The organism is Gudongella sp. QWL-04 (assembly GCF_058683975.1).
The window spans coordinates 2,305,985-2,330,054 of record NZ_CM178754.1 but is presented as its reverse complement, the minus strand read 5'-3'; the positions used below and the strand labels follow the sequence as shown (position 1 = coordinate 2,330,054).

The window sequence follows — 24,070 nt, the reverse complement described above, 5'->3', positions numbered from 1 at the left end:
GATAAGAAAATTTTATCTATGGTTTATTGTATCAAAGCGTCAAATTAAAAAGGGAGAGAGGTAGTTTCTATGAAAGCAGCTGAAGCAATAGTCAAGTGTCTGCAACTGGAAGGTGTAGATACCGTCTTTGGGTATCCTGGAGGTGCTGTACTTCCTCTATATGAAGCAATGAGAAAACTTGAAATGAACCACATATTGGTGAGACAGGAGCAATCAGCCGCTCACATGGCAAGTGGATATGGGCGCGTAAATAATACTGTAGGAGTATGCTTAGCAACCTCCGGTCCTGGAGCTACCAACCTGCTTACCGGCCTAGCAACAGCACATATGGACTCCATACCTCTTATAGCAATAACCGGTCAGGTCAACTCAAAGAAGATCGGAACCGATATGTTTCAGGAGGCAGATGTTGTAGGCTCATCAGAATCTTTTACCAAACACAATTATCTAGTCAAAAATGCAAAGGACCTGCCAAGAATCATCAAGGAGGCTTTTCACATAGCAAATACAGGGAGAAAAGGTCCTGTACTTATCGATATCCCAAAGGATATACAGGATGAAGAAATTGATTTCATCTATCCTGCCGAGGTTGATATTAGAGGATATAAACCTACTATATCTGGTCATTCAAAGCAGATTACCAGAATAGTAGAGCAGATAAATAATGCACGTCAGCCTATACTTTGCCTTGGTGGCGGTATAAGCTCCTCCGGCTGCAGCAAGGAGCTGGTTGAATTTGTAGAAAAAACCAGGATGCCAGTAGTCTGTACACTAATGGGTGTTGATGGTTTTCCCAATGGTAATCCATACTTTGCAGGCTTATTGGGATCACATGGATATCCTTTCGTAAACAAGGCTATGAATAAAGCAGATTTGATCATCGTTATCGGAGCGAGGTTTGCAGACAGATCAACAGCGGTGATATCTGACAAAAATACTTCACAGCACGTTATACATATAGATATAGATCCCGCTGAAATCGGCAAAAATGTAAAGACTCACACTCCTGTGGTAGGTGATGCAGGAACTATCCTTCGACAGCTAAACACATATGACTATACTTCAGAAATATCCTCCTGGACAGATGGGATAATCCTGGAGAGGAAGAGATACATGGAGGAAAACCTTAATAGGGAGTGGGATGCCCAAGGAACTAATCCTTGCAGATTGATAAAATCCATCTCCGATAAAACAGGCAACAAAGCAATAGTTACTTCGGATGTAGGACAGAATCAAATATGGACTGCTCATTATTTCCTTGCGGATGATAGCAGAAGGTACTTCACTTCGGGTGGCTTGGGAACCATGGGGTACAGTCTCCCTGCAGCAATAGGCGCAAGAATGGCAGCAGATCCCGCTACTACTGTGACTGCCGTTATGGGCGAGGGTGGTTTCCAAATGCTTATGGGCGAGCTTGCTCTAGTCAGGGAGCATAATCTGGACATAAAGGTAGTGATCATAACTAATGAAAGGCTTGGTATGGTGCGTGAGCTTCAATTAAATGCTTATGGCAATGAAAGCTATTATGGAATCGATATCGGTTTCAATCCTGATTACATGAAACTGGCAGAGGCTTATGATATCAAGGGCTATTTGATTGAGGAAGATTCTCAAATAGATGAAGTACTTAAAAAAGCTTATGAAACCAACGAGCCGTGTTTAATTCAGTGCCGAGTAAATCCTGATTTCCCAACGCTTGCACACTGGAGGTGGAGATAATGAACAAGGACAGACACGTTCTATCTATAACAGTAGAAAACTATGCAGGAACTCTTAGCAAGGTTGCAGGGCTTTTTACAAGAAGAGGTTACAATATCGATACCTTGAATGTTGCTGAGACGATGGACCCAAATATTTCAAGAATCACTGTAACCGTAACGGGAGATGAAGAAGTACTGGAACAGATCACTAAACAGCTGAATAAGCTGATCAATGTTATCAAGATCACAGACCTGACATGCAAAAAATCTATACTAAGAGAGCTTATGTTCCTCAGGATATCTTCTACAAAGGAAACCAGGTCTGAAATAATACAATTGGCTGACGTTTTCAAGGGAAAAACAGTTGATATTGCATCCAAAAGCATCACAGTGGAGGTTACAGGGGACGAAGATAAAAATAACGCGTTCATTGAATTGATGAAGCCATATGGAATTCTGGAAATAGTTAGAACTGGTCTTACAGCAATAGAGAGGGGTTGAACCTCTCTATTTTATTGGTTTAACATCCACTAGATTTGAATGCTGGGGATTTCCTTTTGCCAAGGGTGTCGCTCTTGATGTTGATAAGACGTTGATAGACCCCCTTATGTCAACGCCATTCTCATCTGGAGTATACCAGGCACCCTGAGCGACCGCTATAACTCCTTCTATTATCCTGTTGGTAACAAATGCAATGATTTGGGTTTTTCCCCTGTCATTCCAGATTTCTACTGCATCACCATTTGATATTCCTTTACTTTCAGCATCCATCGGATTGATCCATGCAGTCTGTGGTTCAATTCTTTCTAATCCAGATGTGTTGTCCTGAATGGAATGAGTTCTTTTCTTGGAGTGCCACCCTATCAGTTGAAATGGGTATTTTCCCATCAAAGGATCCCCTACTCCCTCAAAACCCTTGACATATTTTGGAATTGGCGGTATTTCATAAGGATTATTCTTATCGCGAAGTCTTTTTGAAAATATCTCTATCTTACCGGAATCAGTGGGGAAAGGATTATTTTCCGGATCCTCTATCTGTTTTTTAAAGGCTATCACTAATGGATTATCGTTGAATCTATATATCCCCTCTGCTGAGAATGCTTCGAACTCAGGCAGCTCTGGCTCCAATATCATCAAGTCTTCATATGATTTCTTTAACCAGTCTCTGACGGATGATCTGCCCTCGGTGAACTCATCCCACAGCTTAAGTCTTTCAGCAAGCTCGCTGAGCCAATCGTATTCAAATCGGCATTCATGCAAGGGTTCGATCGCCTGTTGGTTATATATTATATAGTCGCCGTATCCCCATGGCGTGGTTATATTTTCATTTTCAAACATTGACGTACCCGGTAAAAGTATATCAGCAAACCTCGCACTTGGAGTCATAAATACATCTGAACAGACAATAAACTCACATAAGGAAGTGTCCTCAAGTATTTTTATAGTCCGGTTTATGTCGGAATGTTGATTTACAAGACAGTTCCCTGAAAGATTCATTATCATTTTTATGTTTGAATCAAGCTTTTCAACTCCAATCAAACCATCCTTGCAAGTAAACTCTTTCCCTCTGAGAACAGCATCAGACCACAAAAAGGATGGAATTTTACCCTTGAATGGATTAGTGTACCCTGGGCTTTGAGGCATATTGTGCCTTTTAACCAGGCCACATCCGGAAGCCCATCCACCTGATACTCCTACATTACCTGTCAGACATGCAAGCATAGTTCCGCTTCGTACGCTTTGTTCGCCATTAGAATGCCTCTGTGGTCCTAAGCCTTGAATTAAAGCTGATGGTTTTGAATTGGCATACTCTCTTGCAAGGGAGCTTATGGTCTTCCTATTTATTCCAGTTATACTCTCCGCCCACTCAGGTGTTTTTGCGATTCCATCTCTTTTTCCCATCAAATACTCGAATACAGTTTCTTCATTCTCGCAGCCTTCAGGCATGTGCTCCCTATCAAAGCCAATGCAGAATTTGTCAATAAATTCCTTATCATATAGATTTTCAGTGTATATTACATATGCCATTCCGTCAATTAAAGCACTATCTGTGCCAGGTCTTATGCCGATCCATTGGTCTGCTAATCCTTTCGCTGTATCACTATATCTTGGGTCGATAACTACGATCTTGACCCCCGAGTTCTTTGCTTTCTTCAAATACCATAAGGTCGTTCCAAACCTTGTTTCGACCGGATTGTGCCCAAACAGGATAATAAGCTTGGAATTGACCCAATCTTCAGGTGTGTTACCAGTGAAAAGAGTTCCATATGTATAAGGTGTTGCAATATCCGTGCAAGCAGAGCTGTAGCTATTATACCTGTCTAAAAAACCTCCGTCCAAAGCCAGCAATCTTCTTGCCAATACATTACCTTCCATAACTCCATTTACACCAGTCGCATATGTTACGAATCTTGACGAGACTCCGTATGTATTTCTTATCCTAATCCATTCTGAGGATATCATATCCAATGCCTCATCCCAGGATATCCGTTCAAACCTTCCATCTCCTCTTTTCCCTACTCTTTTCATAGGATACTTCAATCTGTCATCTCCCAGAAAAGTCTCCAGGTAATGCTTGCCTCTTATGCAGGAATTCAGTAATGGAGAATCTGCAGAGCCACATCCTTCATCTGTGGTCAGCTTGGTTATCTTTCCATCCTCTACATGTGCCTTTATAATGCATCTTCCACCACAGTTATTTACACCTGAAAGATACTTGATTTGTCTCATTTAATCAGTCCTAGTCTATGTAGTAATATCGCAATCGCTGTAAATCGGTAAATTGTTTATTGCAATAATATCACAATTGTTATAAAATTCAATAAACAGCAATTCGCTCTATTAAGATAATATCATACTTATATCCTTTAATGAAGGGAGAGTAACCATGAACTACGTACTAATATCACCTAATTTCCCACCAAACTTCAAGCAGTTTGCTTTAAGGCTTAGAGATGAAGGGATAACTGTTCTCGGGATCGGTTCAGATCCATACGACTCATTGGATCAAGAGTTAAAGAACTCTCTGACAGAATATTATAAGGTAGATGACATGGGCAGCTATGACCAAATGCTTAAGGCTTGCGCATTTTTGACATTTAAGTATGGAAAGCTCGATAGGATAGAATCCCATAATGAGCATTGGCTCGTTCAGGATGCCAAGCTAAGGAAAGATTTCAATGTTTTTGGATTAAAGCCAGAGGATACTGATACCGTTAAAAGCAAATCAAAGATGAAGGATGTCTTTAGGTCCTCCGGTATAGCAGTCGCAAGAGGCAGAGTTATTAGAGACCCAGAGGAGGGAAAAGGCCTGGCAAAGGAAGTTGGATATCCATTGGTTGCAAAGCCTGATTCTGGAGTAGGAGCTACACAAACCTACAAAATAGAAGATGAATCTCAGCTAATAAAATTTTTCAAGGATAAGCCTGATATGGATTACATATTTGAGGAGTTTATCGAAGGGAAGATCGTTACCTTTGATGGGTTTACGGATGCTGCAGGTGAAATAGTACAAACCTCATCGATGAGCTATTCAGCTGGATTGATGGAAACAGTAAATGAAAATCTGGACAGTATATTCGTGGTCGAGAAAAACATACCCAAAGACCTGGATGAAATGGGTACAAAGGCGATTAGAGCGTTCGATTTGAAGGAAAGGTTCTTCCACTTGGAGTTTTTCAGGCTACAGGACGGAAGCCTTATGGCGCTGGAGATAAATGCAAGACCGCCTGGAGGTCTTTGTCTGGATGCCTCTAATTTTGCTTCAGATTCTGATATCTATAAGCAGTACGCAATGACCGTCGCTGGAAAGGTTCCTGCAAAAGTAACTGAAAGACCTTACTACAGCGCATTTGTCGGTTTAAAAATACACCCGGTTCCTCCCGTCCATACAATGGAAGATAATAGATCGGCCTTGGGTCCTATGGTCGTGTACAGTGCACCAAATCCTCCGTTGTTTGCTCCTTCAATGGGAGAATATGCAGTCATATTAAGACATGCATACTTAGATGAACTTAGAAAAGGAATCATGTTTGCAACCGAAAGATAATTAGAAGGATAAAAGGAGCATATCATCGTGATATGCTCCTTTTATTTCTTTATCTCTTCAATTCTACCGCCTATCATTTTAATGATCCTCTCTGCTATTTCATCAACGAACTGCTCGTCATGAGTAACTATAAGGATCGACATCCCTGTTGCCGCTAGCTTTCTTATGACACTGGATATCTGCTTTGTAGTCTCAGCATCCAAGGCAGAGGTAGGTTCATCGAAGCAAAGTACGGATGGATTAAGCATACAAGCCCTGGCTATAGCTACTCTTTGCTTTTGACCTCCTGAAAGCTGATATGGATACATATCCTCCTTGTCGGAAATCTCAAGTGTTCTCAGCAGCTCCCTGCCTCTGTTTTTTATCTCCTCATCTGATCCGGTCTTAAGGTATTTTGGGGCTAAAGCTAGATTCTCCATTACACTTAAGTGAGGAAAAAGGTTATAGCTTTGAAATACCAATCCAATCTTTTGCCCCACCTGTCTGCTGTCCTTAACATTGGTAAGATCCAATCCGTCGATGATTATCCTCCCGTCATCGACTGTCTCAAGATGGTTGAGACACCTAAGAAGGGTAGTTTTTCCCTCTCCTGATTTACCCTTTATACATACTATCTCTCCAGGCTCTACCTTGAAGGATATATTCTCAAATACCTTCACATTTCCGAAGGCCTTGCTTATGTTTTCAACTATAACGCTCATAGCGGCCTCCTATCTATAATAATTGTATCGTTTTTCAACGCCAGAGAGCAGCTTGGTCAAAACGGCAATTATGACTAGATAAACCAGAGCTACTATAATATAGGGCGTAAAGGTCGAATAGGTATTTGAAACTGACTTTGCAGCCTTGAGGATGTCGCTTGCTCCAAGGATATAAACCAGTGAAGTATCCTTAACAAGTGTTATTACCTCATTTCCAACTGCAGGAAGCACATTTTTTATTACCTGGGGCAATATTATCTTCGTGAAGGCGAAGGATTTGCTCATTCCCAGCACTTTTGCTGCTTCGTACTGTCCAATATCTATAGCATTTATACCACCTCGGAATATCTCAGCGAAATATGCTGTGTAGTTTAAGATAAAGGCGATGTAGATTGCCTGGAATCTGCTAAAAGCATACCCGATTACGGGTACAAAGTGAAATCCGAAGAAAATGAACATCAGCTGAAGCAACAGGGGAGTGCCCCTCATAACATATATATAACCTCCCGTAACAGCAGAAACAGCCCTATTGCCTGAACGTCTCAACAGGGCCACCAATACTGCAAGGGGAAGGGAGAAGACTAAGGTCACGGCGAAAACGCCCAGTGTGACCTTTAGCCCTTCAATTGTCATCGGTACAAGCATTTCAAATACCTTCATCAACAACATCCTTTTCATTTCATTTCATTGCTTTATTTCGCAAACCACTTTCCATATATCTCGTCGTAGGTTCCATCTTCCTTCATTTCGTTCAAGGTAGCATTAAGTGCATCCAAGAGCTCTGTGTCATCCTTTCTAACGCCTACACCAAACTCCTCAGGTCCCAGGTTCTCTTCAAGAACCTTATATGCATCTCCGCCCTTGTTGTTCATATAATATCTTGCAAGGACCTCGTCTACAATTATTGCTTCTGTTCTTCCCGACTCAAGGTCATTGAATACTTCGTTGAATGTTGCATACTCTATCAGCTTCCCATCCTTCAGGCTTTCAACAAAGCCTGCTTTAGCTCTGGCTGCATCCAGTGAGCTTGATTCTGCCTGGGTCGCAACTGCTCTGCCAGCAAGATCTGCCATAGTCTCGATATCAGAACCTGCCATCGTGACTATGATCTGTGCATTAGCTAGATATGGGTCGGAAAAGTTTACTTTCTCTTTTCTTTCCTCAGTTATTGTATAGCCGTTCCATATCATATCTATGTTGCCAGCGTTAAGCTCAGTTTCCTTCATTGCCCAATCTATTGGCTGGAACTGAATCTCCCATCCGTTTCTAGCTGCAACTTCCAGTGCAAGGTCAACGTCAAATCCTACTATCTCATTCTTTTCGTTTCTGAAGCCCATAGGTGCAAAGGTGTCGTCAAGACCCATGACAAGTACCTTAGCTTCTTCAGCTGCAGGTGCCTTGGGAGAACACCCTGTTACCAGAATCGTTAGTGCCAACATTGCTACCATCAATAGCGTACCTTTTCTCTTTGTCATTTTCATCTACTCCTTTATAATAGTTTAATATTTATCCAGACTAAAAAACCCCCGTCCTCCAGCCTGAATGCCAGAGGACGGGAGTTATACCCGTGGTTCCACCTCTATTCGACGACGCCTCACGACATCGTCCTCTGTGGGTACATATCCTCTATACCCCTACACTGTAACGGGTGCGAGTCCCGAATCCAGCTACTATCCAAATGGATTTCACCGACCTGCTCAAGGATGTGTTCTTCGACTGCCTGCTATGCATTCTCACCAATCATGCACTCTCTGAAAGCTTCCTGCCGTTTACTCTTTCCTGTCATCACATTAGCATATTAAACTGATATTTCATATGCTACCATGTGAAAGTGTTTTTGTAAAGTACCAAATAGAAAATTTTTATATATTTTTTGACTGATAGGCTCTGTGAAATAAAAGCTGTGAAAACTTTTAGGACATTACCTGGCCATGCGGCCGAGAACGGTCCGATAAAAGCTTTTCACAGCTCTAAAACTCATCACTTATCTACATCAGCTTTGCGATTCTATTAGCGAAATCCACAGGGTCTTCCAGAGGAAGCCCTTCTATCAATCTTGCCTGATCGTAAAGTAGTTCAGTATACAAGGCAAATTTCTCAGGATCATCCTTTTCAGCATTCTTAAGCTTCTCAAATATTGGGTGTGATTGGTTTATCTCAAGCACCTTGTCAGCATGTACTCCATCTGCATTTGGCATGGCGCTCAATATTTTCTCCATCTCAATGGATATCTCACCCTCACTTGCGAAGCATACCGGATGACTTTTAAGTCTATTTGAAGATCTGACTGATTTGACCTTGTCCCCTAGGATCTCCTTCATTTTTTCAAACAGCTCTTTTTCATTTTCCTCAACCGGTTCCTTCTCTTGTTCCTTTAGACCTAAATCACTTCCTGAAACATTCCTGAATTCCTTTTCATGATACTTTGGTATCATCCTTATTGCAAATTCATCTACCTCGTCAGTAAAGTAGAGAATTTCATAGCCCTTGTCTCTAAGCAACTCAGTCTGCGGAAGCTTCTCAAGCCTTGAAACTGAATCTCCCGCAGCATAATAGATATATGGTTGATCCTCTGGCATTCTATCGATGTACTCATCAAGGGTTACAAGTTCCTTGTTCTTTGAGGATTGGAACATCAGTAGATCTTCCAGCTTATTCTTGTTCATACCAAAATCTGAGTATATACCAAACTTCAGCTGCTTCCCAAAATTCTTGAAGAACTCGACATAATTATCTCTTTCATTTTTAAGCATTGAAGTAAGCTCGTCCTTGATCTTCTCTTCAATCTTCTTTGCCATCAGCTTAAGCTGTCTATCATGCTGAAGCATCTCTCTTGAAATATTCAATGAGAGATCCTCTGAATCTACGACACCCTTTACGAAGCTGAAATAGTCGGGCAACAGCTCTGGGCATTTATTCATTATAAGAACTCCACTTGAATAAAGCTCCAAGCCCTTTTCGTATTCTCTTGTATAATAGTCGAAGGGTGCCTTCTCAGGGATATAGAGGATAGCATCGTATCTAACAGCACCATCGATGCTTATATGAGTCCACTTAAGAGGTTTATCAAATCCAAAGTGCTTCTCGGAATAAAAGTTTTCATAATCCTCATCCTTAAGCTCCTTCCTGCTTTTCCTCCAGATGGGTATCATGCTGTTTACGGTCTTTTCTTCCTTAACAGTCTCATATTTGTCTGTTTCTTCGTTCTTCTTGTATTCAGATATCTCCATCTTGATAGGATATCGAATGAAATCAGAGTATTTCTTAACGATTCCCTTTAGTGTATATTCATCCAGATATTGGTCGTAGTCCTCATCGTCACTGTTCTTCTTTAGGGTCAGGGTAATTTCGGTACCCACTTCTGACTTCTCACAAGCCTCAATTAAATAGCCCTCCGCTCCTTCAGATACCCATCTCCATGCTTCGTTTCCTCCAAATGCTTTGGATATTACTTCAACCTTATCAGCCACCATGAAGGCAGAATAAAAGCCTACTCCAAACTGCCCGATAATGTCATAGCCGTCCTTCATCTCTACATCCTTTTTAAATTGAAGGCTTCCACTTTTTGCAATAGTTCCCAGGTTATCCTCCAGCTCCTCCCTGGTCATACCTATTCCGGTGTCAATTATCTTGAGGGTCCTTTTTTCTTCATCAGTCTCGATCTTAATAAAGTAATCGTCCTTACTGAACTGGATCGAATCATCAGTCAAGGCCTTGTAATAAATCTTATCTATCGCATCTGAAGCATTTGAGATCAACTCCCTAAGAAATATCTCCTTATGAGTGTAAATGGAATTGATCATCAGATCCAAAAGACGCTTTGATTCTGCCTGAAATTGCTTTTTCTCCACAATAATCCTCTCCCATTCCAAAATAAAATTAGCACTCTCAACTCTCAAGTGCTAATTAAAAAATAACATATATGCTTTTTTATGTCAAGAAGTCTGATTTTATATTTCATCCCAAAACTTAGCAAGATATTCCCTCAGGTCCTTACTGCCTCTTATGGCCTTAAATCCGTTCCACTCAGGTGGCATAAGGGCTTTATATCTGGCAGTCAGGTATCTGTCGTCAATAAGAAGTATGGCCCCTCTGTCTTCCTCTGTTCGTATTACTCGGCCTGCTGCTTGAAGCACCTTATTCATTCCTGGAAATACATAGGAATAGTCAAAGCCCTCCCCAAGTGTATGATCAAAGTAATCCTTGATTATATTTCTCTCGAAGCCAAGCTGAGGCATTCCTACCCCTACTATCACTGCCCCTATAAGTCTGTCGCCCGCAAGGTCTATCCCTTCTGAAAAAGTTCCTCCAAGTACTGCAAATGCTACCAGGTCATCCTCTAAATGAAAGTCGGCTAAGAATGATTCCTTAGCTTTTTCGTCCATTCCTCCCTCCTGCTTGACAGAATTATAACCTGGATACCTATTCGAAAATAATTCGAATACTCTGTTCATATAAACATACGACGGGAAAAATATAAGGTAATTTCCCTGCTTCGACTGAACAAACTCATGGATCATTTCAGCTATGTCCTCATAGGTTTCCTCCCTGTGTCTATACCGGGTCGAGATATCGCCATGAACTGCAAGTCCCAAATTCTCTCTCGGAAAAGGCGAGCTCAGCCTTATGTGATAATCTCCCTTATCTCCTCCCAGTAACTCCTTGAAGTAATTCATAGGAGTCAGGGTAGCGGAGAAGAATATGGCACTTCTCCCCCTTCTTACTCCATTTCTTAGAAGCCTGGAGGCATCTACACAAAAAAGCCTCAAATGAACATCCTTTGAACTCCCCTGCAAAGTTGTTACGAAATCCTCTCCATAGAGATCTGATATCCTGATGAAGCTAAGTAAATCAAAGTATAACTGCAGAACTATGTCGTAACCCTCTGTATCTCTTTGCTCTGTAAGATATCCTTCCATGATCGTAAGAGCTTTTTTTATAGGAAAGTATATATCTGTAAGCTCTTCATTCTGATAGCACCCCTCGGTGATTCCCTCTCTGTCTCTTTGTGCATTAAGTATCTTTATTATCCCATTGATTGCTTTATAAAGCTTAGGCGCTCTTTCCTTTACAAATGGCTTGATTTCAGCAAGCTGCGATTTCTTCAAATCCGCCGAAAACATCTCTCTGGACCTGTCCACCAAATTGTGCGCCTCATCGATAAGGAATACGTAATTTCCATTTTCCATATCAAAGAACCTTTTCAAATATACCTGTGGATCGAATACATAGTTATAGTCACAGATAACAACATCTGACCAAAGACTCATATCAAGTTGGAATTCAAATGGGCACACCTTATGCCTTTGGGAATAACGCTCTATAATGTCCCTGGTCAATAGATCCTCTTTGTCGAAAAGGTCAATTATGGCATCATTTACCCGATCAAAGTGCCCCTTGGCATATGGGCAGTCTCTCGGGTTGCATTTTACCTCATCATTCAGGCAAATTTTATCCTTAGCTGTTATTACTAACGATTTTGTCCGCAAGCCCCTCCTGCTTAGAAGCTCCATTGAGTACAGAGGGACTTCTCGAGTCAACGTCTTGGCGGTAAGATAAAATATCTTGTCTGATTGACCTTCTCCCATTGCCTTTAATGCAGGATAAAGAGTTGACATAGTCTTTCCAATGCCGGTGGGTGCTTGTGCAAAAAGGCTTTTCCCTTCCTTGATTGTCTTATATGCCGCTACTGCTAACTCCCTCTGTCCCCTTCTATAGCTTGGGAATGGAAATTCCAGTATTCCTATCGACGCATCCCTCTTTTCACCCCAATCAAAGGTAAGCCCTGCCCAGCGAATAAACCTGTCTAAAAGGTCCAGAAAGAATCCCTCTGTTTCAGCAAAGGATATTGTTCTTTTCAATCTTGCGGTATCCTCAGTTTCAAGATGGAAATAGGTAAGCTGGATCCCAATTTTCTCCAACCCATTTTGGTATGCATATATGTAGCCATAGCATATGCTCTGTGCCCAATGTCTTAAATTAATGTCCTCTGTTAGCTCCTTCAGGTCTCTTGTGGTGCTTTTTATCTCATCTATCACTATGCCGTCATCTGTGAATAATATTCCATCTGCTCTACCTTCTATTTGAAAGGTGAATTCTCCATACTCCATATCATGCTTCAGGACCACCTCTTTAAGATCACCCTTGGCGTAGCCCTTCTGGACCCTCTGATGAGCGAGGGTCCCCTCCGCAGCTCTGGACATGGAAACAAATCTATTGTCTATATCTCCAGACCTTAAAACATATTCAACTAGGTTTCTTACTGATATCCTTACAAATCTATCCACGGCATTTACCTCAAAATATTGTTGATACCATTATATCATGCTTTTTGTTTGAAATAAGAAGAGACCAGCTAAATAGCTAGTCCCATTTTTTACTCTCCATAAGTATATCCAGTATCCCAAGTGCTGTCGCAGACTCTGCAACAGGTGCTATCCTCCTTATGATCGCCGGATCATGTCTGCCCTCTATCGCGATCTCTTCGTCTGTTCCCGTTTGAACCGATACTGTCCTTTGAGCAAGAGCTATAGAAGGTGTAGGCTTTACTGCAAGCCTTGCAACCAAAGGCATTCCGTTGGTTATTCCACCAAGAACCCCTCCATTATTATTTGTGTGGTAGATTATCTTACCGTCATCCATCTTAAGCTGATCATTAGCCTCTGATCCCTTCATCCCCGAAAGTTCGAAGCCCTTTCCAAACTCAACCCCTTTAACGGCTGGGATTGAGAAAAACAAGCCTGACAGGACACTCTCAACTGAATTGAAAAACGGATCGCCAAGTCCTGACGAAAGTCCCAGAGCGACAACCTCCACTATTCCTCCCAAGGAATCTCCCCCTGATTTGGCACTTATAATTTCTTCCGCCATTAAATCCCGAATTTCTTTGCTTCTTACAGGGAATTCTGAAGCGTTAAGCTCTGATAGGTCTTTTAGTGAAATCGGATCATCAAGGGTACTTTGGGAATCTATACTGCCTGCCTTTAGTATATGTGAACCAATAAAAATGCCCTCCTTTGCCAAAAGCTGCGTGGCAATAGCTCCCGCACATACTAACGCAGCAGTCAACCTTCCAGAAAAGTGTCCCCCTCCTCTTGGGTCATTGAATCCTCTGTATTTCACCCAACCAGTGTGATCTGCATGTGAGGGTCTGAACAGAACATCTGCTTTATCGTAATCCTTTGATCTTTGGTCAGTATTTCTAATCAGGATGGCTATTGGAGTACCCGTCGTTATACCATTGTATATCCCGCTTAACAGTTCAAACTGATCCTGCTCCTTCCTTGGGCTTGAAAGCTCATCCCTTCCGGGTGATCTTCTGCCCATCTGCTGTTGAATTTTTTCAATATCAAGCTTAAAGCCGGGCTCTATCCCATCAAGTACTATTCCGACAGCAGCTCCATGTGACTCTCCAAATATTGATAGTTGAATGTTTCTGCCCCAGCTACCGCTCATATACTAAACCTCCCAGCCTATTAAAATCCTTCCAAAACTCCGGGTATGACTTTTCTACGGATTCGCTTTCCTTTATAGTGACCTCCCCAGTTGCTCCTGAAGCAGCAACTGCAAGAGCCATTGCGATCCTGTGGTCATTAAAGCTGTCTACTACTCCTCCATGCAACTTCCTTGCACCCTTAATATCAAGTCCCTCTGCCGTTTCAGTCAAATCTCCTCCAAGGGTGTTCAGTCCTGCTGCTATAGCGTGTAGTCTGTCAGACTCCTTTAACCTCGCCCTTGCACCATTTTCAATTGTAGTAACTCCCTCTGCATAGGATCCAAGCACAGAAAGTATAGGCACCAGATCAGGACATTGAGAAACATCTATCCTTATCCCTTTAAGGGCAGAGGGCTTTGCCTCGATCCAATCGTTACCAGCTATAATATTGCCACCCATGGCTTTTATTATGTCTATTATGACCTTGTCCCCCTGAAGCGAATGGAAATTGAGTCCGTAAAGTCTTATTCCATTTCCCAGTACTCCTGCGGCAATCCAAAATGCAGCCTGAGAATAATCTCCTTCTATTCTGAAATTCCTGTTTTTATAGACCTGATCTCCCTGTATGAAAAATTCCTTATATGACCTGTTCCCGATTTCAATCCCAAAATCCTTTAACACATCTACCGTAAGGTCTACATAGCCTCGCGATTCAAGCTTACCCTCAATATTTATCATCGAGTTTCCCTTAAGAAGCGGCAAGGCAAAAAGAAGACCCGTAATAAACTGAGAGCTCACTCTTCCATCGACATGAAACTCTCCAGACTTCAGGACTCCCTTGACAGACAATGGAAGCCTATTCTCCTGCAGTGTGTACTCAATCCCTTGCCTCTCAAATATTCTCAAATACTCACCCAGAGGTCTTTCCACCAGTCTCCCCCGCCCTCTAAAAACGGCTTCCTTGCTTTTAACCAAGGCCAGAGGTATCAGAAATCTAAGGGTTGATCCTGATTCTATACAATCTATCTCGATCGGGGTTTCTATTTTTTTCCCCCCAGATATTTTTAGACTTTTCCCATCCTCCATGACCAAGATATCTGCTCCCAGGCTTCTCATTCCATCTATAGTTGCCTCCATATCCCTGGAAATCATGAAATTTTCAATTACGCTATAACCCCCAGCCAGAGATGCTGCAACGATTGCTCTATGAGCTATGCTTTTTGACGGGGGTACATCGACTGACCCAATCAATAGGCCAGGCTTGATTAATGCATTCTTCAACACTATCCTTCCCTTCTATAAGGAATCCTTATTGCCTAATAAGATATTCCTCAAGTGACAGTCCATCTTCGTAGATCTTCATAGCGTGCTCTTCGCCAACATATCTGAAGTGCCATGATTCAAAGCCGTAGCCGGTTATGTCCTCCTTCTCCTTAGGGTACCTAAGTATGAAGCCGAACCTGTGTGCATTCTCAGCAAGCCATTTGGCTTCTTCGGTATCGTCAAAGCAAGGATCAGCCCAGCATTTGGATTCTCCTCCGATATCGAATGCAAGCCCTGTTTGGTGCTCAGAGTACCCTGGCTTTGCTGTGAATTTATCCACATATTCCTGCCCATAGTTATAAAGATCACTTAGGTATAGGTTCTCCTGGTAGCTATAGCTTCTATAACCTGAAAATGCATGCAAAGGTTTCTTGATTTCTTTTTCGCCCTGTAAGAGCATTTCATCCAGCCTGGCTCTTGCTTCAGGATCCTCCCCGGGACTATATTCAGCTGGGAGCTTATATTCTTTGTTGACCAGGATAATGCCGCTTATCTTTTTAACTCCTTCAGCAGGTGTTGATGCTGCGGGAGTTGCTTGAGGCTCATCACCGAGGATGTCCGATAGATAATCACTGTGGCTGTAACCAATTACATCTCTATATGTAACTTTATACCAAGGTTCTACTCTTTCATTGATCTGGACCTTTTCTCCAATTGGGACCACCTTTATGATCTCATTATCCATCCCTGGTCCGGATCTGATGTTCAGATTGCCTGTGGCAAACATATAGGTTTGCTCCTCCAATGGAGTATCAGGACCCAACTCAGTATCGGTTTCGTCTGCAGATGGCTCTGACAATGCTGGTGAATCTGTGTTGAGATCACCAGAGCCCCTCTTCAGCATATCCGGGATCATAACAACGAGAAATACGATGAACAATATAAGACTTGCTGCCAGCTTGAGCCTTGGATTCATAGTATTACCCCCTGATTCACGCTTGTCATTAAGCTCCTAAAATATCGGACTATCTCCAAACCTTTGTATTCTTTTGATGTATTCCGGCCTTATTTCCCAAATGTTTCCTTGCACTACAAATTCGTTCCAATTATCTATTGTAAATATCCTCTCCCAGCTGTCGATTATCCTCTTTCTTTCGAGGGGATAAAGATGAGCATATTTACCTTCATATAGATTGAATTCATCCTTGAAGCCCTTTCGTTTTAAGTCTTCGAGGTATTCCTTCTGATCCTGATCATCCCTAGGGATATAAATGTGATTCAAAACGTAATCCCATTTTGATCCATCGAAATATATGACCTTATCTCTAGGCAGTTCCAACTCGTAGCAGACCGTCCCTTCAGAAGGCCTTAGCATGTTGGCAAGGCTTACTGAGCACCATATTGGAAACTCAACATTTTCCGGCTTTGGCACCCTTCTTGATGCAGCCTCAACAAACCATCTATAAAGCTTGATGAAGTGATCTGCTATATCTTCATACTGGGCTTCTATGTATTCTCTCTTATTATGAATAACTCCGTTTTTTTCAAGCTGTCTAAGACTTTTTTCATCCTGCCTTGTCCAAAGGGTCACAGTTTCTCCATTCATAATAAATACCTCCCTATAGTTTATCTTTTCCCATTATACCCTTCTTGTGGGCGTAAAATTACTGTATAATCAATATTATAACATGGAGGATAATAATAATGGGCAAGATAGCGATATATAAATGCGGAGATTATGAATACAGAAGGGTTTTAGACACGGTTTCAAGGTCACTTGATGACATACCTTCCATCAAACAGCTGAAGCCTGGCAAGGTACTTGTTAAGACAAATCTTCTTAAGCTCAATAAACCGGAGGATGGAGTCACGACACACCCATTTGTTGTGGAGGGAGTGGTTAGGTATCTCCAAGGATTGGGTCATAACGTCTTGATAGGCGACAGTCCCGGTGGCCCCTTCAACTCAATTATGCTAAAAGCCATATATGATGCTTCCGGTATAGCAGCCGTTGCAGATAGAACTGGCTGTGAGCTAAACTTCAACACAGACACTATAGACGTGAAGCCCCCAGCCTCTAAGCTGGTACACTCACTTAAGCTGGTAAAGGCATTTACAGATGTGGACTACGTCGTGTCATGTGCAAAGCTGAAGACCCATACAATGATGACATATACCGGTGCTGTCAAGAACCTTTTTGGAATGATCCCCGGAGTTACGAAAGCAGATTATCATCTTAAGCTTAACGACATTACTCATTTTGCGGATATGCTTCTGGATATATGTGACTATGTCAAGCCGACTTTTTCTGTAATAGACGGTATCCATGCGATGGAGGGCGACGGTCCTTCAAGTGGCGATATAAGAGAACTTGGTCTTATACTTGCTGGAGAAAGTCCTTATGAGCTGGATCACGCTGCCGCAAAAATTGCAGGCTTATCAAGTGTACCAACTATACTTCAGGCAGAAGATAGAGGGCTCTGTAATCTAAAGGAAATAGAGTATACCAATATAACTCCTGAGCAGCTTACTGTGATCCCCTTTAGGCTTCCAGGATCCACTCATGTCAATTTCGTTAAGGGAAGAATACCAAAATTTGTAGAGGACTTCCTATTGGACAGCATAAGACCCTATCCAAAGGTGAAAAAAGATGTCTGTGTTGGTTGTGGGATTTGCGCAAGGAACTGTCCTCCTAAGGTAATATCTATGGAGGATCATAAGGCTGTCATAGACACAGATCATTGTATTCGATGTTTTTGCTGTCACGAGCTATGCCCTGAAAAGGCGATTAGAATAAAAAGACATCCCCTTCACAGGCTGGTGTTTGGAAAATAGAAAGGAGATTTATATGAAAAATTACACTCTCAATACTGATGACTCAATAATGCTGATGATCGATATCCAGGAAAGGCTTATCCCCGCTATGTATCCTGGCAACAAGGCAGTAGAAGTCAATGGGGTAATGCTTCAGGCTCTGAAGGAAATGAAGGTCCCTGTCATTTATACTGAGCAATATCCTAAGGGTCTTGGCAGAACTGTCCCTGAGTTATTAGAACATCTTGAGGAAGGAAACCCTCTTGAAAAGGTTGTGTTCTCAGCCTATAACGACGACTTGAAGTCTATTTTGACAGCCAGCGGCAGAAAAAATGTTATTCTTACAGGAATGGAATCCCACGTATGTGTATTCCAGACAGCAAGAGACCTTCTAAATGACGGTTATAACGTATTTGCAGTTATGGACGGAATAGCGTCAAGAACCGTAGACAATATGTGGAGCGGCTTCGAGCTCATGAAGGAAATGGGAGCTGTTGTAACCAACATGGAAACAGTACTATTTGATCTATTGAAGAAAGCTGGCAGCCCCGAGTTCAAACTTGTATCCAAGCTAATAAAATAGACCTGGTCCCTAACTCCAGGCCCAACCTCCCTCTGATACTGAATCAGGGGGCTTTTTTTAACCAAATCTTCCCGTAATGTAGTCCTCTGTCCTTTTATCAGTTGGATTGCTGAAGATCACGTTAGTCTTGTCATATTCGATTAATTCTCCATTCAAGAAAAATGCTGTTCTGTCTGAAATTCGTGCTGCCTGCTGCATATTATGAGTTACTATAATGACTGTGTAGTCTTTTTTGAGATCCTCCATAAGTTCCTCTATTTTAAGAGTCGCAAGGGGATCCAACGCTGAGGTAGGCTCATCCATAAGGATAACCTCAGGATTTACCGCAAGGCTTCTAGCAATACATACACGCTGCTGCTGGCCTCCTGAAAGACCGTAAGCATTGTCGTTCAGTCTATCTTTCACCTCATCCCATATCGCAGCTCCTCTAAGACTCTGCTCTGCAATTTCCATAAGGACCTTCTTATCCTTTATCCCATGAATTTTGGGTCCATAGACAACATTCTCAAAAATTGATTTAGGGAATGGATTTGGTTTCTGAAAAACCATGCCCACTCTAGTTCTAAGTTCCTCAACTCTTAGGGTAGGGTCAAAAATATCTCTACCTTGATATATAATCTTCCCTGTAGTTTTAACTCCTGGTACATTTTCTATCATCCTATTAAGAGTTTTTATAAATGTTGATTTTCCGCAGCCAGATGGCCCAATTATAGCTGTTATATCGTTTTTCTTGACCTTTAGATCTATATCAATAAGAGCCTGCTTCTCTCCATACCAGAGATTTAACCCTTGAACGTCATATACATATCCATTTATCGCTTGATTTAGTTCGTTCATCTATTTTCCCCCTGCTAAAATTGCTTTTGAAATTTATTTCTTATTATGATTGCAGCTGAATTAAGAATAAACAAGGTCACCAATAGGACGACGATGGTTGCAGCCGCAAGATATGCGTATTCAGGTGTTAGTACTGTGTCCAGGGTCCAGTAGTATATCTGGATCGGCAAAGTGGTGAAATCCGACATGATACTTGTCGGTATTTTCAGTAAGAGAGTCGGAATACCCAATACAACCAGAGGAGCAGTTTCTCCTATTGCCCTCGATATACCAAGTATTGCCCCTGTCAATATTCCTGGGATAGCCACCGGCAGAACTACTCTCCAGATTGTGGTCCACTTTCCGGCTCCCATGCCATAAGAAGCTTCTCTAATAAATCCTGGTACTGCCTTTAAAGCTTCCTGAGAGGCTACTACTACAATAGGCAGTACAAGGAGTGACATCGTCAATCCACCTGCAAGGATGCTCGATCCCAAGCCCAAAGCTCTTGAGAAAACTGTAAGGCCAAGTAACCCAAATATTACAGACGGTACACTTGCAAGATTAGATATGTTGATTTTTATTAGCCTCTGAAGCTTGCTGTCTCTTGTGTATTCCTCAAGGTATATAGCAGTGGAAACGCCAAGCAGCAAGGTTACTGGTATGACTATAAGCATCATATATACCGTACCGACTATTACTCCCTTAATGCCTGCCTTTTCGGGATTAATCGATAGTTTGTTTGTGAGAAACTGAATATCCAGCCAACCAATGCTGTCTCTGACTATTTGAAACAGCAGGATAGCCAGGACTACAACTGCAAGCAATGTCATAATTGAGAATACCCACTTCAGGTTGTTATTTAGGCGGACTCTCTTTTCAATTCTTTTACTGTCAACATTTATCCTATTCATCAGTATTCCTCCCTATACTTCCTGGAAATATACTGTGCAGCCAGGTTCATTATCAAAGTAAAAACAAAGAGTATCAGTCCAACAGCATAAAGGCTGTAATAACCAACAGTGCCGCTCCCTGCATCTCCACTTGTAAACTCCACGATATATGCTGTCATAGTCTGCATAGATTGAGTTATGTCAAAGGTAAAGTTCTTTGAGCTGCCACTGGCTATGGTTACGATCATCGTCTCTCCAATGGCTCTTGATACTGCAAGCACTATCGATGCCATTATTCCAGATATTGAAGCAGGTATTATAACCTTAAGTGTTGTCTCAAGCCTTGTAGATCCAAGCCCCATCGCTCCATCCTTCATAATCCCGGGAACCGAGTTCATTGCATCCTCTGAAAGAGATGCAACCATAGGGATTATCATTATTCCCATTACAATGCCGGGACTAAGAACGTTTTTAGCTCCTAATGATGGTATTAACTTCATCAGCAATGGAGTTACAAACGAATAAGCGAAAAATCCATATACTATCGTCGGGATCCCAGCAAGAACCTCAAGTACAGGCTTCAGAAGCTTCCTGACCTTTGTAGATGCAAACTGACTAAGATATATCGCAGCCGCCATACCTACAGGTACAGCTACCAGCATGGCAATTATTGTGGTCATAAGAGTTCCATTTAACAGGGGCAGCATACCAAATTTCGGATCCTTTGACAAAGGGCTCAATTCGGTACTGAATATCTCACTAAATGGCACCGCAGTAAAAAACTTCGCAGCATCGAATATTAGCGTATATACTATGCCAAAGGTAGTAGCCACTGATATAAGTGCCATTACAAGAAAAAACACTGGCATTACCTTGTCTGATCTGTACTTTTTACTTTTTATATTCGTCTGGATTATTTCCCTGACATTTTTACTTTCCATTGCTATTCTCTCCCAAGCATTCTATTTGAAACATGCTGGAATGAGAGGCCCCAGCCTCTCATTCCATTATTCATAGTTTTTATTTCATAGCCTCAAGCTGTGAGTAATATTCAGCATAGGTTTCTGCTGGTAGTGGAGCAAAACCATTATCTCCAGCTAATTTACCTGCTCCATCAGGTGATACAACATACATTGCATAGTCAAGTACCTCAGGCTTTTCCATTGCATATCTAAGATTTAGGTATGTGTAGACCAATCTTGTAAAGCCTGCGTATGGCAACTCTTCTCCTATGGTTTCAAGTGATGGTTCAACAGGTCCGTTGCCAAAGTCCACCTTTACAGCTGTAATTTTATCGGTATTTGATGCATAGTATCCATATCCAAAGAAAGCTATTGCATTTTTGTCTTTAGATACAAGGTCTACTAGTGTTGAATACTCCTGCTGTAAGTTAGCAGTCTTTACCATATCAGCCTTGCCAAGTATAACTTCGTAGAAGAACTCATATGTTCCATGATTTTCATTAGGTCCGTAGAAATTGATCTGCTCTTTTGGCCAATCAGTTCTCACATCTGACCACATTATTTTGTCATCTGCATTAAAAGATCCTGAAAGGTACATTTTTACTATCTCATCTGCAGTCATTTCAGTTGCCCAGGTATTTTCCTTATTGATTACCATTGTAAGTCCATCGTATGCAAGTTTGATTTCCATTACATCTTCGCCCATCTTAAGGCCGTTCTCTTCAAGCTGAGCTATTTCTTCGTCCTTGATCTTTCTTGAAGCGTCTGAGAAATCAGTTTCTCCAGGTATGAACTTCTTAAAGCCTGCACTTGAACCTGCTCTACCGACCTGAACACTTACTCCGGGCTGGACATTTGTCATGTACTCCTCTGCGATATTTGCCATAAGAGGGTATACAGTTCCTGATCCGTCTACTATGACCGTACCTTCAAGTTCTACTCCATCAGGTGTTGATGCCGGTTCCTCAGATCCACATGCTGCCATTGAAAATATTAATATCATTGCCATTATTGCTACCAATATCTTTTTGGAAATCTTCAATTTTCCATCCTCCTTGATCTTTCTTTATATTCTCAAACACATGATACCAAGGCATCATTAAGGATTCATGATGCCAATGTAAAGGTTATGTAAAATCGAAAAATAATTTTTACTAAACTCATATGATAAACTGATATAATTAAAAAAATGTTCATTTTAGAAAGGGTAGATCAGGATGATATTATACATAAAAAATGTGTCAATAAAACGGGATTCAAAATATATACTCAAAGATATCAGCTGGAGTATAGAAAATGGCCAGCATTGGGTTGTTCTTGGGCTTAATGGTTCAGGTAAAACTACACTTTTAAATATGATAAATGGATATATCTTCCCCTCCAGCGGAGAGGTGACTGTACTTAGCAAGCCCTTTGGAAGGTATGATCTCAGGGAGCTTAGAAAATCCATAGGCTGGGTAAGTACAGCTTTGCAGGAAAGGCTATACCCCAATGAGAGAGCAATCGATATAGTCATAAGCGGACGATATGCATCTATTGGATTGTTCAATATACCCTCTGAAGAAGACAAAGAAACTGCCATCGAAAAGCTAAAGCTACTTAATGCCGAATCTCTTTCTGGCAGATTCTATGGGACTTTATCTCAGGGTGAAAAGCAAAGAATCCTTATAGCAAGAGGCCTTATGTCGGATCCAAAGCTCCTGATACTTGATGAACCTTGTACCGGACTTGATATATTTTCGAGGGAGCAGCTGTTAAAAACTGTTGATGAATTAAGCAAAACAGAGGATGCTCCTACTTTGGTGTATGTCACTCACCAAATCGATGAGATACTCCCTGCATTTAGCCATTCTCTGCTGATGAGAAGGGGAGAGATCCATTCTCAAGGTTCAACAGCTGAGTTGCTAACTACAGAGAATCTATCTGATTTTTTCGAAACTGGAATTGAATGTAAAAAAGCCAATGACAGATACGCCATCAGCTTTCAGCTCTGATTTATTTAATTTTACTTATACTCTGCTTTTGTAACCTCGACTTTAAACCAGGTGTAATCACCCTTTGGCAGCACCCAGGTTACGTGTACCTCTCTGGGTATCTTAATTCCATTATATTCAATCGTATCCTTTGACTCCCCTATACACTCGTATAGGGGTGCATTACCTGAAGTCTCCTTATATCTCATAGCGCTACACTTTATTACATTACCCTCTTCATTAAACCAAAACCTTGCTTCCCCTGATATTCCGCGATTGGTCATGACAACTCTTGCAGAGCCGTCTTCAAGCTGTGTCCACTTCATGTTTGGATTTAATGCTGCATGGGGATACCAAGGCAGTTCCAGCAGATATCTTTGAAAGGAGGACTGGTTTATCTTGTGGCCACCTTCTTCATTGGCTACCTTAATTAGATTAAAAAGCCTCATTTGCAGTGCTCCGGATCCGTCAAGATAATGATCCCTTCCGTGGATATAAATACCTGGGAAAAGCTCAGCTCTAACTGTCCAGACAAATGATGGATTTTCCAAGCCTATGTGATGCTTAGCGGATGCAAAAATCCACTTGTCTTTTTCAGGATCAAGCTGCATATATCCCTTTTCCTCAAGTACAGCGACTCTTGGTTTTGTGCTACCTACAACTCTGCTTGCTCTCATCCATTTTCTTACAGCCTCGGGAAGATGCTCGATATCCTTTTCTGTGACCTGTTTCTCCTTAGCTTCGCCCTGAAACTCATGAAGTTCTTTTAACTCTCTCTTGACGTTCTTTTTAAATCCTCGCGAGCCAAGCCATATAACGGCCATTGCTATTAGAAGCAGAATGCCGATTGCATAAATAAAATCGAATAAAATATCCATCAGG

21 protein-coding genes and 1 other annotated feature are annotated in these 24,070 nt (G+C 41.6%); of the genes, 6 read left to right on the top strand and 15 right to left on the bottom strand.

The annotated features are described in order from the left end of the window. Window positions 1–69: 69 nt before the first annotated feature. Together ilvB and ilvN are read left to right on the top strand one after the other, a co-directional pair. Window positions 70–1,719, top strand: a complete 1,650-nt coding sequence (gene ilvB / locus AC4PHB_RS11550) for a biosynthetic-type acetolactate synthase large subunit (RefSeq protein ID WP_492136577.1) — start codon at window positions 70–72, stop codon at window positions 1,717–1,719. Beyond that, the gene (gene ilvN / locus AC4PHB_RS11545; protein WP_492136576.1) at window positions 1,719–2,201 is read left to right on the top strand and encodes an acetolactate synthase small subunit; all 483 of its coding nucleotides are present in this window, start codon (window positions 1,719–1,721) and stop codon (window positions 2,199–2,201) included. Before ilvB ends, ilvN begins: the two co-directional genes overlap by 1 nt. Window positions 2,202–2,207: 6 nt before the next feature. On the opposite strand, the gene AC4PHB_RS11540 is transcribed toward ilvN, so the two are convergent. Then, window positions 2,208–4,430 (bottom strand): DMSO/selenate family reductase complex A subunit, encoded by a 2,223-nt coding sequence (locus AC4PHB_RS11540; RefSeq protein WP_492136575.1) that lies wholly within the window; start codon window positions 4,428–4,430, stop codon window positions 2,208–2,210. Between the two features lie 157 nt (window positions 4,431–4,587). Here AC4PHB_RS11540 and AC4PHB_RS11535 point away from each other — a divergent pair, with 157 nt between their 5' ends. Beyond that, window positions 4,588–5,748 (top strand): ATP-grasp domain-containing protein, encoded by a 1,161-nt coding sequence (locus AC4PHB_RS11535; protein ID WP_492136574.1) that lies wholly within the window; start codon window positions 4,588–4,590, stop codon window positions 5,746–5,748. 41 nt (window positions 5,749–5,789) lie between these two features. Here AC4PHB_RS11535 and AC4PHB_RS11530 read toward each other — a convergent pair whose 3' ends face one another. The 9 genes from AC4PHB_RS11530 to AC4PHB_RS11490 form a co-directional block, all read right to left on the bottom strand. Continuing rightward, on the bottom strand, window positions 5,790–6,449 hold the full coding sequence (locus AC4PHB_RS11530) for an amino acid ABC transporter ATP-binding protein (RefSeq protein ID WP_492136573.1): 660 nt from the start codon (window positions 6,447–6,449) through the stop codon (window positions 5,790–5,792). A 9-nt stretch (window positions 6,450–6,458) separates the two neighbouring features. Then, the gene (locus AC4PHB_RS11525) at window positions 6,459–7,109 is read right to left on the bottom strand and encodes an amino acid ABC transporter permease (protein WP_492136572.1); all 651 of its coding nucleotides are present in this window, start codon (window positions 7,107–7,109) and stop codon (window positions 6,459–6,461) included. Between the two features lie 32 nt (window positions 7,110–7,141). Continuing rightward, a complete protein-coding gene (locus AC4PHB_RS11520) occupies window positions 7,142–7,924 on the bottom strand; it encodes an amino acid ABC transporter substrate-binding protein (protein ID WP_492136571.1) in 783 nt (260 codons plus the stop codon). A 70-nt stretch (window positions 7,925–7,994) separates the two neighbouring features. Then, window positions 7,995–8,244 (bottom strand) — a binding site (T-box leader). A 193-nt stretch (window positions 8,245–8,437) separates the two neighbouring features. Next, the gene (gene htpG, locus AC4PHB_RS11515; RefSeq protein ID WP_492136570.1) at window positions 8,438–10,300 is read right to left on the bottom strand and encodes a molecular chaperone HtpG; all 1,863 of its coding nucleotides are present in this window, start codon (window positions 10,298–10,300) and stop codon (window positions 8,438–8,440) included. 99 nt (window positions 10,301–10,399) lie between these two features. After that, complete coding sequence (locus AC4PHB_RS11510; protein ID WP_492136569.1) at window positions 10,400–12,736, bottom strand: ATP-dependent DNA helicase; 2,337 nt, start codon at window positions 12,734–12,736, stop codon at window positions 10,400–10,402. 76 nt (window positions 12,737–12,812) lie between these two features. Continuing rightward, the gene (aroC, locus tag AC4PHB_RS11505; protein WP_492136568.1) at window positions 12,813–13,904 is read right to left on the bottom strand and encodes a chorismate synthase; all 1,092 of its coding nucleotides are present in this window, start codon (window positions 13,902–13,904) and stop codon (window positions 12,813–12,815) included. Beyond that, on the bottom strand, window positions 13,894–15,165 hold the full coding sequence (gene aroA / locus AC4PHB_RS11500) for a 3-phosphoshikimate 1-carboxyvinyltransferase (protein ID WP_492136567.1): 1,272 nt from the start codon (window positions 15,163–15,165) through the stop codon (window positions 13,894–13,896). Before aroA ends, aroC begins: the two co-directional genes overlap by 11 nt. A gap of 28 nt (window positions 15,166–15,193) precedes the next feature. Continuing rightward, window positions 15,194–16,123 carry a D-alanyl-D-alanine carboxypeptidase family protein gene (locus AC4PHB_RS11495; protein ID WP_492136566.1) on the bottom strand — a complete coding sequence of 310 codons (930 nt, stop codon included), beginning with the start codon at window positions 16,121–16,123 and terminating at the stop codon, window positions 15,194–15,196. Between the two features lie 36 nt (window positions 16,124–16,159). Beyond that, window positions 16,160–16,753: a DUF3841 domain-containing protein gene (locus AC4PHB_RS11490; protein WP_492136565.1), complete on the bottom strand. Its 594-nt coding sequence runs from the start codon at window positions 16,751–16,753 to the stop codon at window positions 16,160–16,162. Window positions 16,754–16,851: 98 nt separating this feature from the next. Here AC4PHB_RS11490 and AC4PHB_RS11485 point away from each other — a divergent pair, with 98 nt between their 5' ends. Together AC4PHB_RS11485 and AC4PHB_RS11480 are read left to right on the top strand one after the other, a co-directional pair. Next, the gene (locus AC4PHB_RS11485) at window positions 16,852–17,982 is read left to right on the top strand and encodes a DUF362 domain-containing protein (RefSeq protein WP_492136564.1); all 1,131 of its coding nucleotides are present in this window, start codon (window positions 16,852–16,854) and stop codon (window positions 17,980–17,982) included. 13 nt (window positions 17,983–17,995) lie between these two features. After that, window positions 17,996–18,544 (top strand): isochorismatase family protein, encoded by a 549-nt coding sequence (locus tag AC4PHB_RS11480; protein ID WP_492136563.1) that lies wholly within the window; start codon window positions 17,996–17,998, stop codon window positions 18,542–18,544. Between the two features lie 57 nt (window positions 18,545–18,601). Here AC4PHB_RS11480 and pstB read toward each other — a convergent pair whose 3' ends face one another. The 4 genes from pstB to AC4PHB_RS11460 all read right to left on the bottom strand — a co-directional run bounded on the left by pstB (window position 18,602) and on the right by AC4PHB_RS11460 (window position 22,257). Beyond that, window positions 18,602–19,381 (bottom strand): phosphate ABC transporter ATP-binding protein PstB, encoded by a 780-nt coding sequence (gene pstB, locus AC4PHB_RS11475; protein ID WP_492136562.1) that lies wholly within the window; start codon window positions 19,379–19,381, stop codon window positions 18,602–18,604. A 14-nt stretch (window positions 19,382–19,395) separates the two neighbouring features. Further along, entirely contained in the window at window positions 19,396–20,274 is an 879-nt protein-coding gene (pstA, locus tag AC4PHB_RS11470; protein WP_492136561.1) for a phosphate ABC transporter permease PstA, read from the bottom strand. Beyond that, window positions 20,274–21,194, bottom strand: a complete 921-nt coding sequence (gene pstC / locus AC4PHB_RS11465; protein WP_492136560.1) for a phosphate ABC transporter permease subunit PstC — start codon at window positions 21,192–21,194, stop codon at window positions 20,274–20,276. The genes pstA and pstC overlap by 1 nt, the downstream gene beginning before the upstream one ends. Before the next feature lie 79 nt (window positions 21,195–21,273). Further along, window positions 21,274–22,257, bottom strand: a complete 984-nt coding sequence (locus tag AC4PHB_RS11460; RefSeq protein ID WP_492136559.1) for a PstS family phosphate ABC transporter substrate-binding protein — start codon at window positions 22,255–22,257, stop codon at window positions 21,274–21,276. Window positions 22,258–22,432: 175 nt separating this feature from the next. On the opposite strand from AC4PHB_RS11460, the gene AC4PHB_RS11455 reads away from it, so the two are divergent. Beyond that, window positions 22,433–23,209, top strand: coding sequence for an ABC transporter ATP-binding protein (locus AC4PHB_RS11455; RefSeq protein WP_492136558.1), 777 nt, complete (start codon window positions 22,433–22,435; stop codon window positions 23,207–23,209). Between the two features lie 11 nt (window positions 23,210–23,220). Here the strand turns inward: AC4PHB_RS11455 and AC4PHB_RS11450 are convergent, their stop codons facing one another. Next, window positions 23,221–24,066: a DUF6920 family protein gene (locus AC4PHB_RS11450; RefSeq protein WP_492136557.1), complete on the bottom strand. Its 846-nt coding sequence runs from the start codon at window positions 24,064–24,066 to the stop codon at window positions 23,221–23,223. Window positions 24,067–24,070: the final 4 nt, after the last annotated feature.

What these genes read in the sequence shown, in the direction of transcription:
- AC4PHB_RS11535 (WP_492136574.1), top strand. Translation starts at nt 4,588, where the DNA reads ATGAACTACGTACTAATATCACCTAATTTCCCACCAAACTTCAAGCAG.
- pstA (WP_492136561.1), bottom strand. Translation starts at nt 20,274, where the DNA reads ATGAATAGGATAAATGTTGACAGTAAAAGAATTGAAAAGAGAGTCCGC.
- AC4PHB_RS11540 (WP_492136575.1), bottom strand. Translation starts at nt 4,430, where the DNA reads ATGAGACAAATCAAGTATCTTTCAGGTGTAAATAACTGTGGTGGAAGA.
- AC4PHB_RS11495 (WP_492136566.1), bottom strand. Translation starts at nt 16,123, where the DNA reads ATGAATCCAAGGCTCAAGCTGGCAGCAAGTCTTATATTGTTCATCGTA.
- pstB (WP_492136562.1), bottom strand. Translation starts at nt 19,381, where the DNA reads ATGAACGAACTAAATCAAGCGATAAATGGATATGTATATGACGTTCAA.
- ilvB (WP_492136577.1), top strand. Translation starts at nt 70, where the DNA reads ATGAAAGCAGCTGAAGCAATAGTCAAGTGTCTGCAACTGGAAGGTGTA.
- AC4PHB_RS11530 (WP_492136573.1), bottom strand. Translation starts at nt 6,449, where the DNA reads ATGAGCGTTATAGTTGAAAACATAAGCAAGGCCTTCGGAAATGTGAAG.
- ilvN (WP_492136576.1), top strand. Translation starts at nt 1,719, where the DNA reads ATGAACAAGGACAGACACGTTCTATCTATAACAGTAGAAAACTATGCA.
- AC4PHB_RS11450 (WP_492136557.1), bottom strand. Translation starts at nt 24,066, where the DNA reads ATGGATATTTTATTCGATTTTATTTATGCAATCGGCATTCTGCTTCTA.
- AC4PHB_RS11520 (WP_492136571.1), bottom strand. Translation starts at nt 7,924, where the DNA reads ATGACAAAGAGAAAAGGTACGCTATTGATGGTAGCAATGTTGGCACTA.
- AC4PHB_RS11525 (WP_492136572.1), bottom strand. Translation starts at nt 7,109, where the DNA reads ATGAAGGTATTTGAAATGCTTGTACCGATGACAATTGAAGGGCTAAAG.
- AC4PHB_RS11485 (WP_492136564.1), top strand. Translation starts at nt 16,852, where the DNA reads ATGGGCAAGATAGCGATATATAAATGCGGAGATTATGAATACAGAAGG.
- AC4PHB_RS11480 (WP_492136563.1), top strand. Translation starts at nt 17,996, where the DNA reads ATGAAAAATTACACTCTCAATACTGATGACTCAATAATGCTGATGATC.
- aroC (WP_492136568.1), bottom strand. Translation starts at nt 13,904, where the DNA reads ATGAGCGGTAGCTGGGGCAGAAACATTCAACTATCAATATTTGGAGAG.
- pstC (WP_492136560.1), bottom strand. Translation starts at nt 21,194, where the DNA reads ATGGAAAGTAAAAATGTCAGGGAAATAATCCAGACGAATATAAAAAGT.
- AC4PHB_RS11455 (WP_492136558.1), top strand. Translation starts at nt 22,433, where the DNA reads ATGATATTATACATAAAAAATGTGTCAATAAAACGGGATTCAAAATAT.
- AC4PHB_RS11490 (WP_492136565.1), bottom strand. Translation starts at nt 16,753, where the DNA reads ATGAATGGAGAAACTGTGACCCTTTGGACAAGGCAGGATGAAAAAAGT.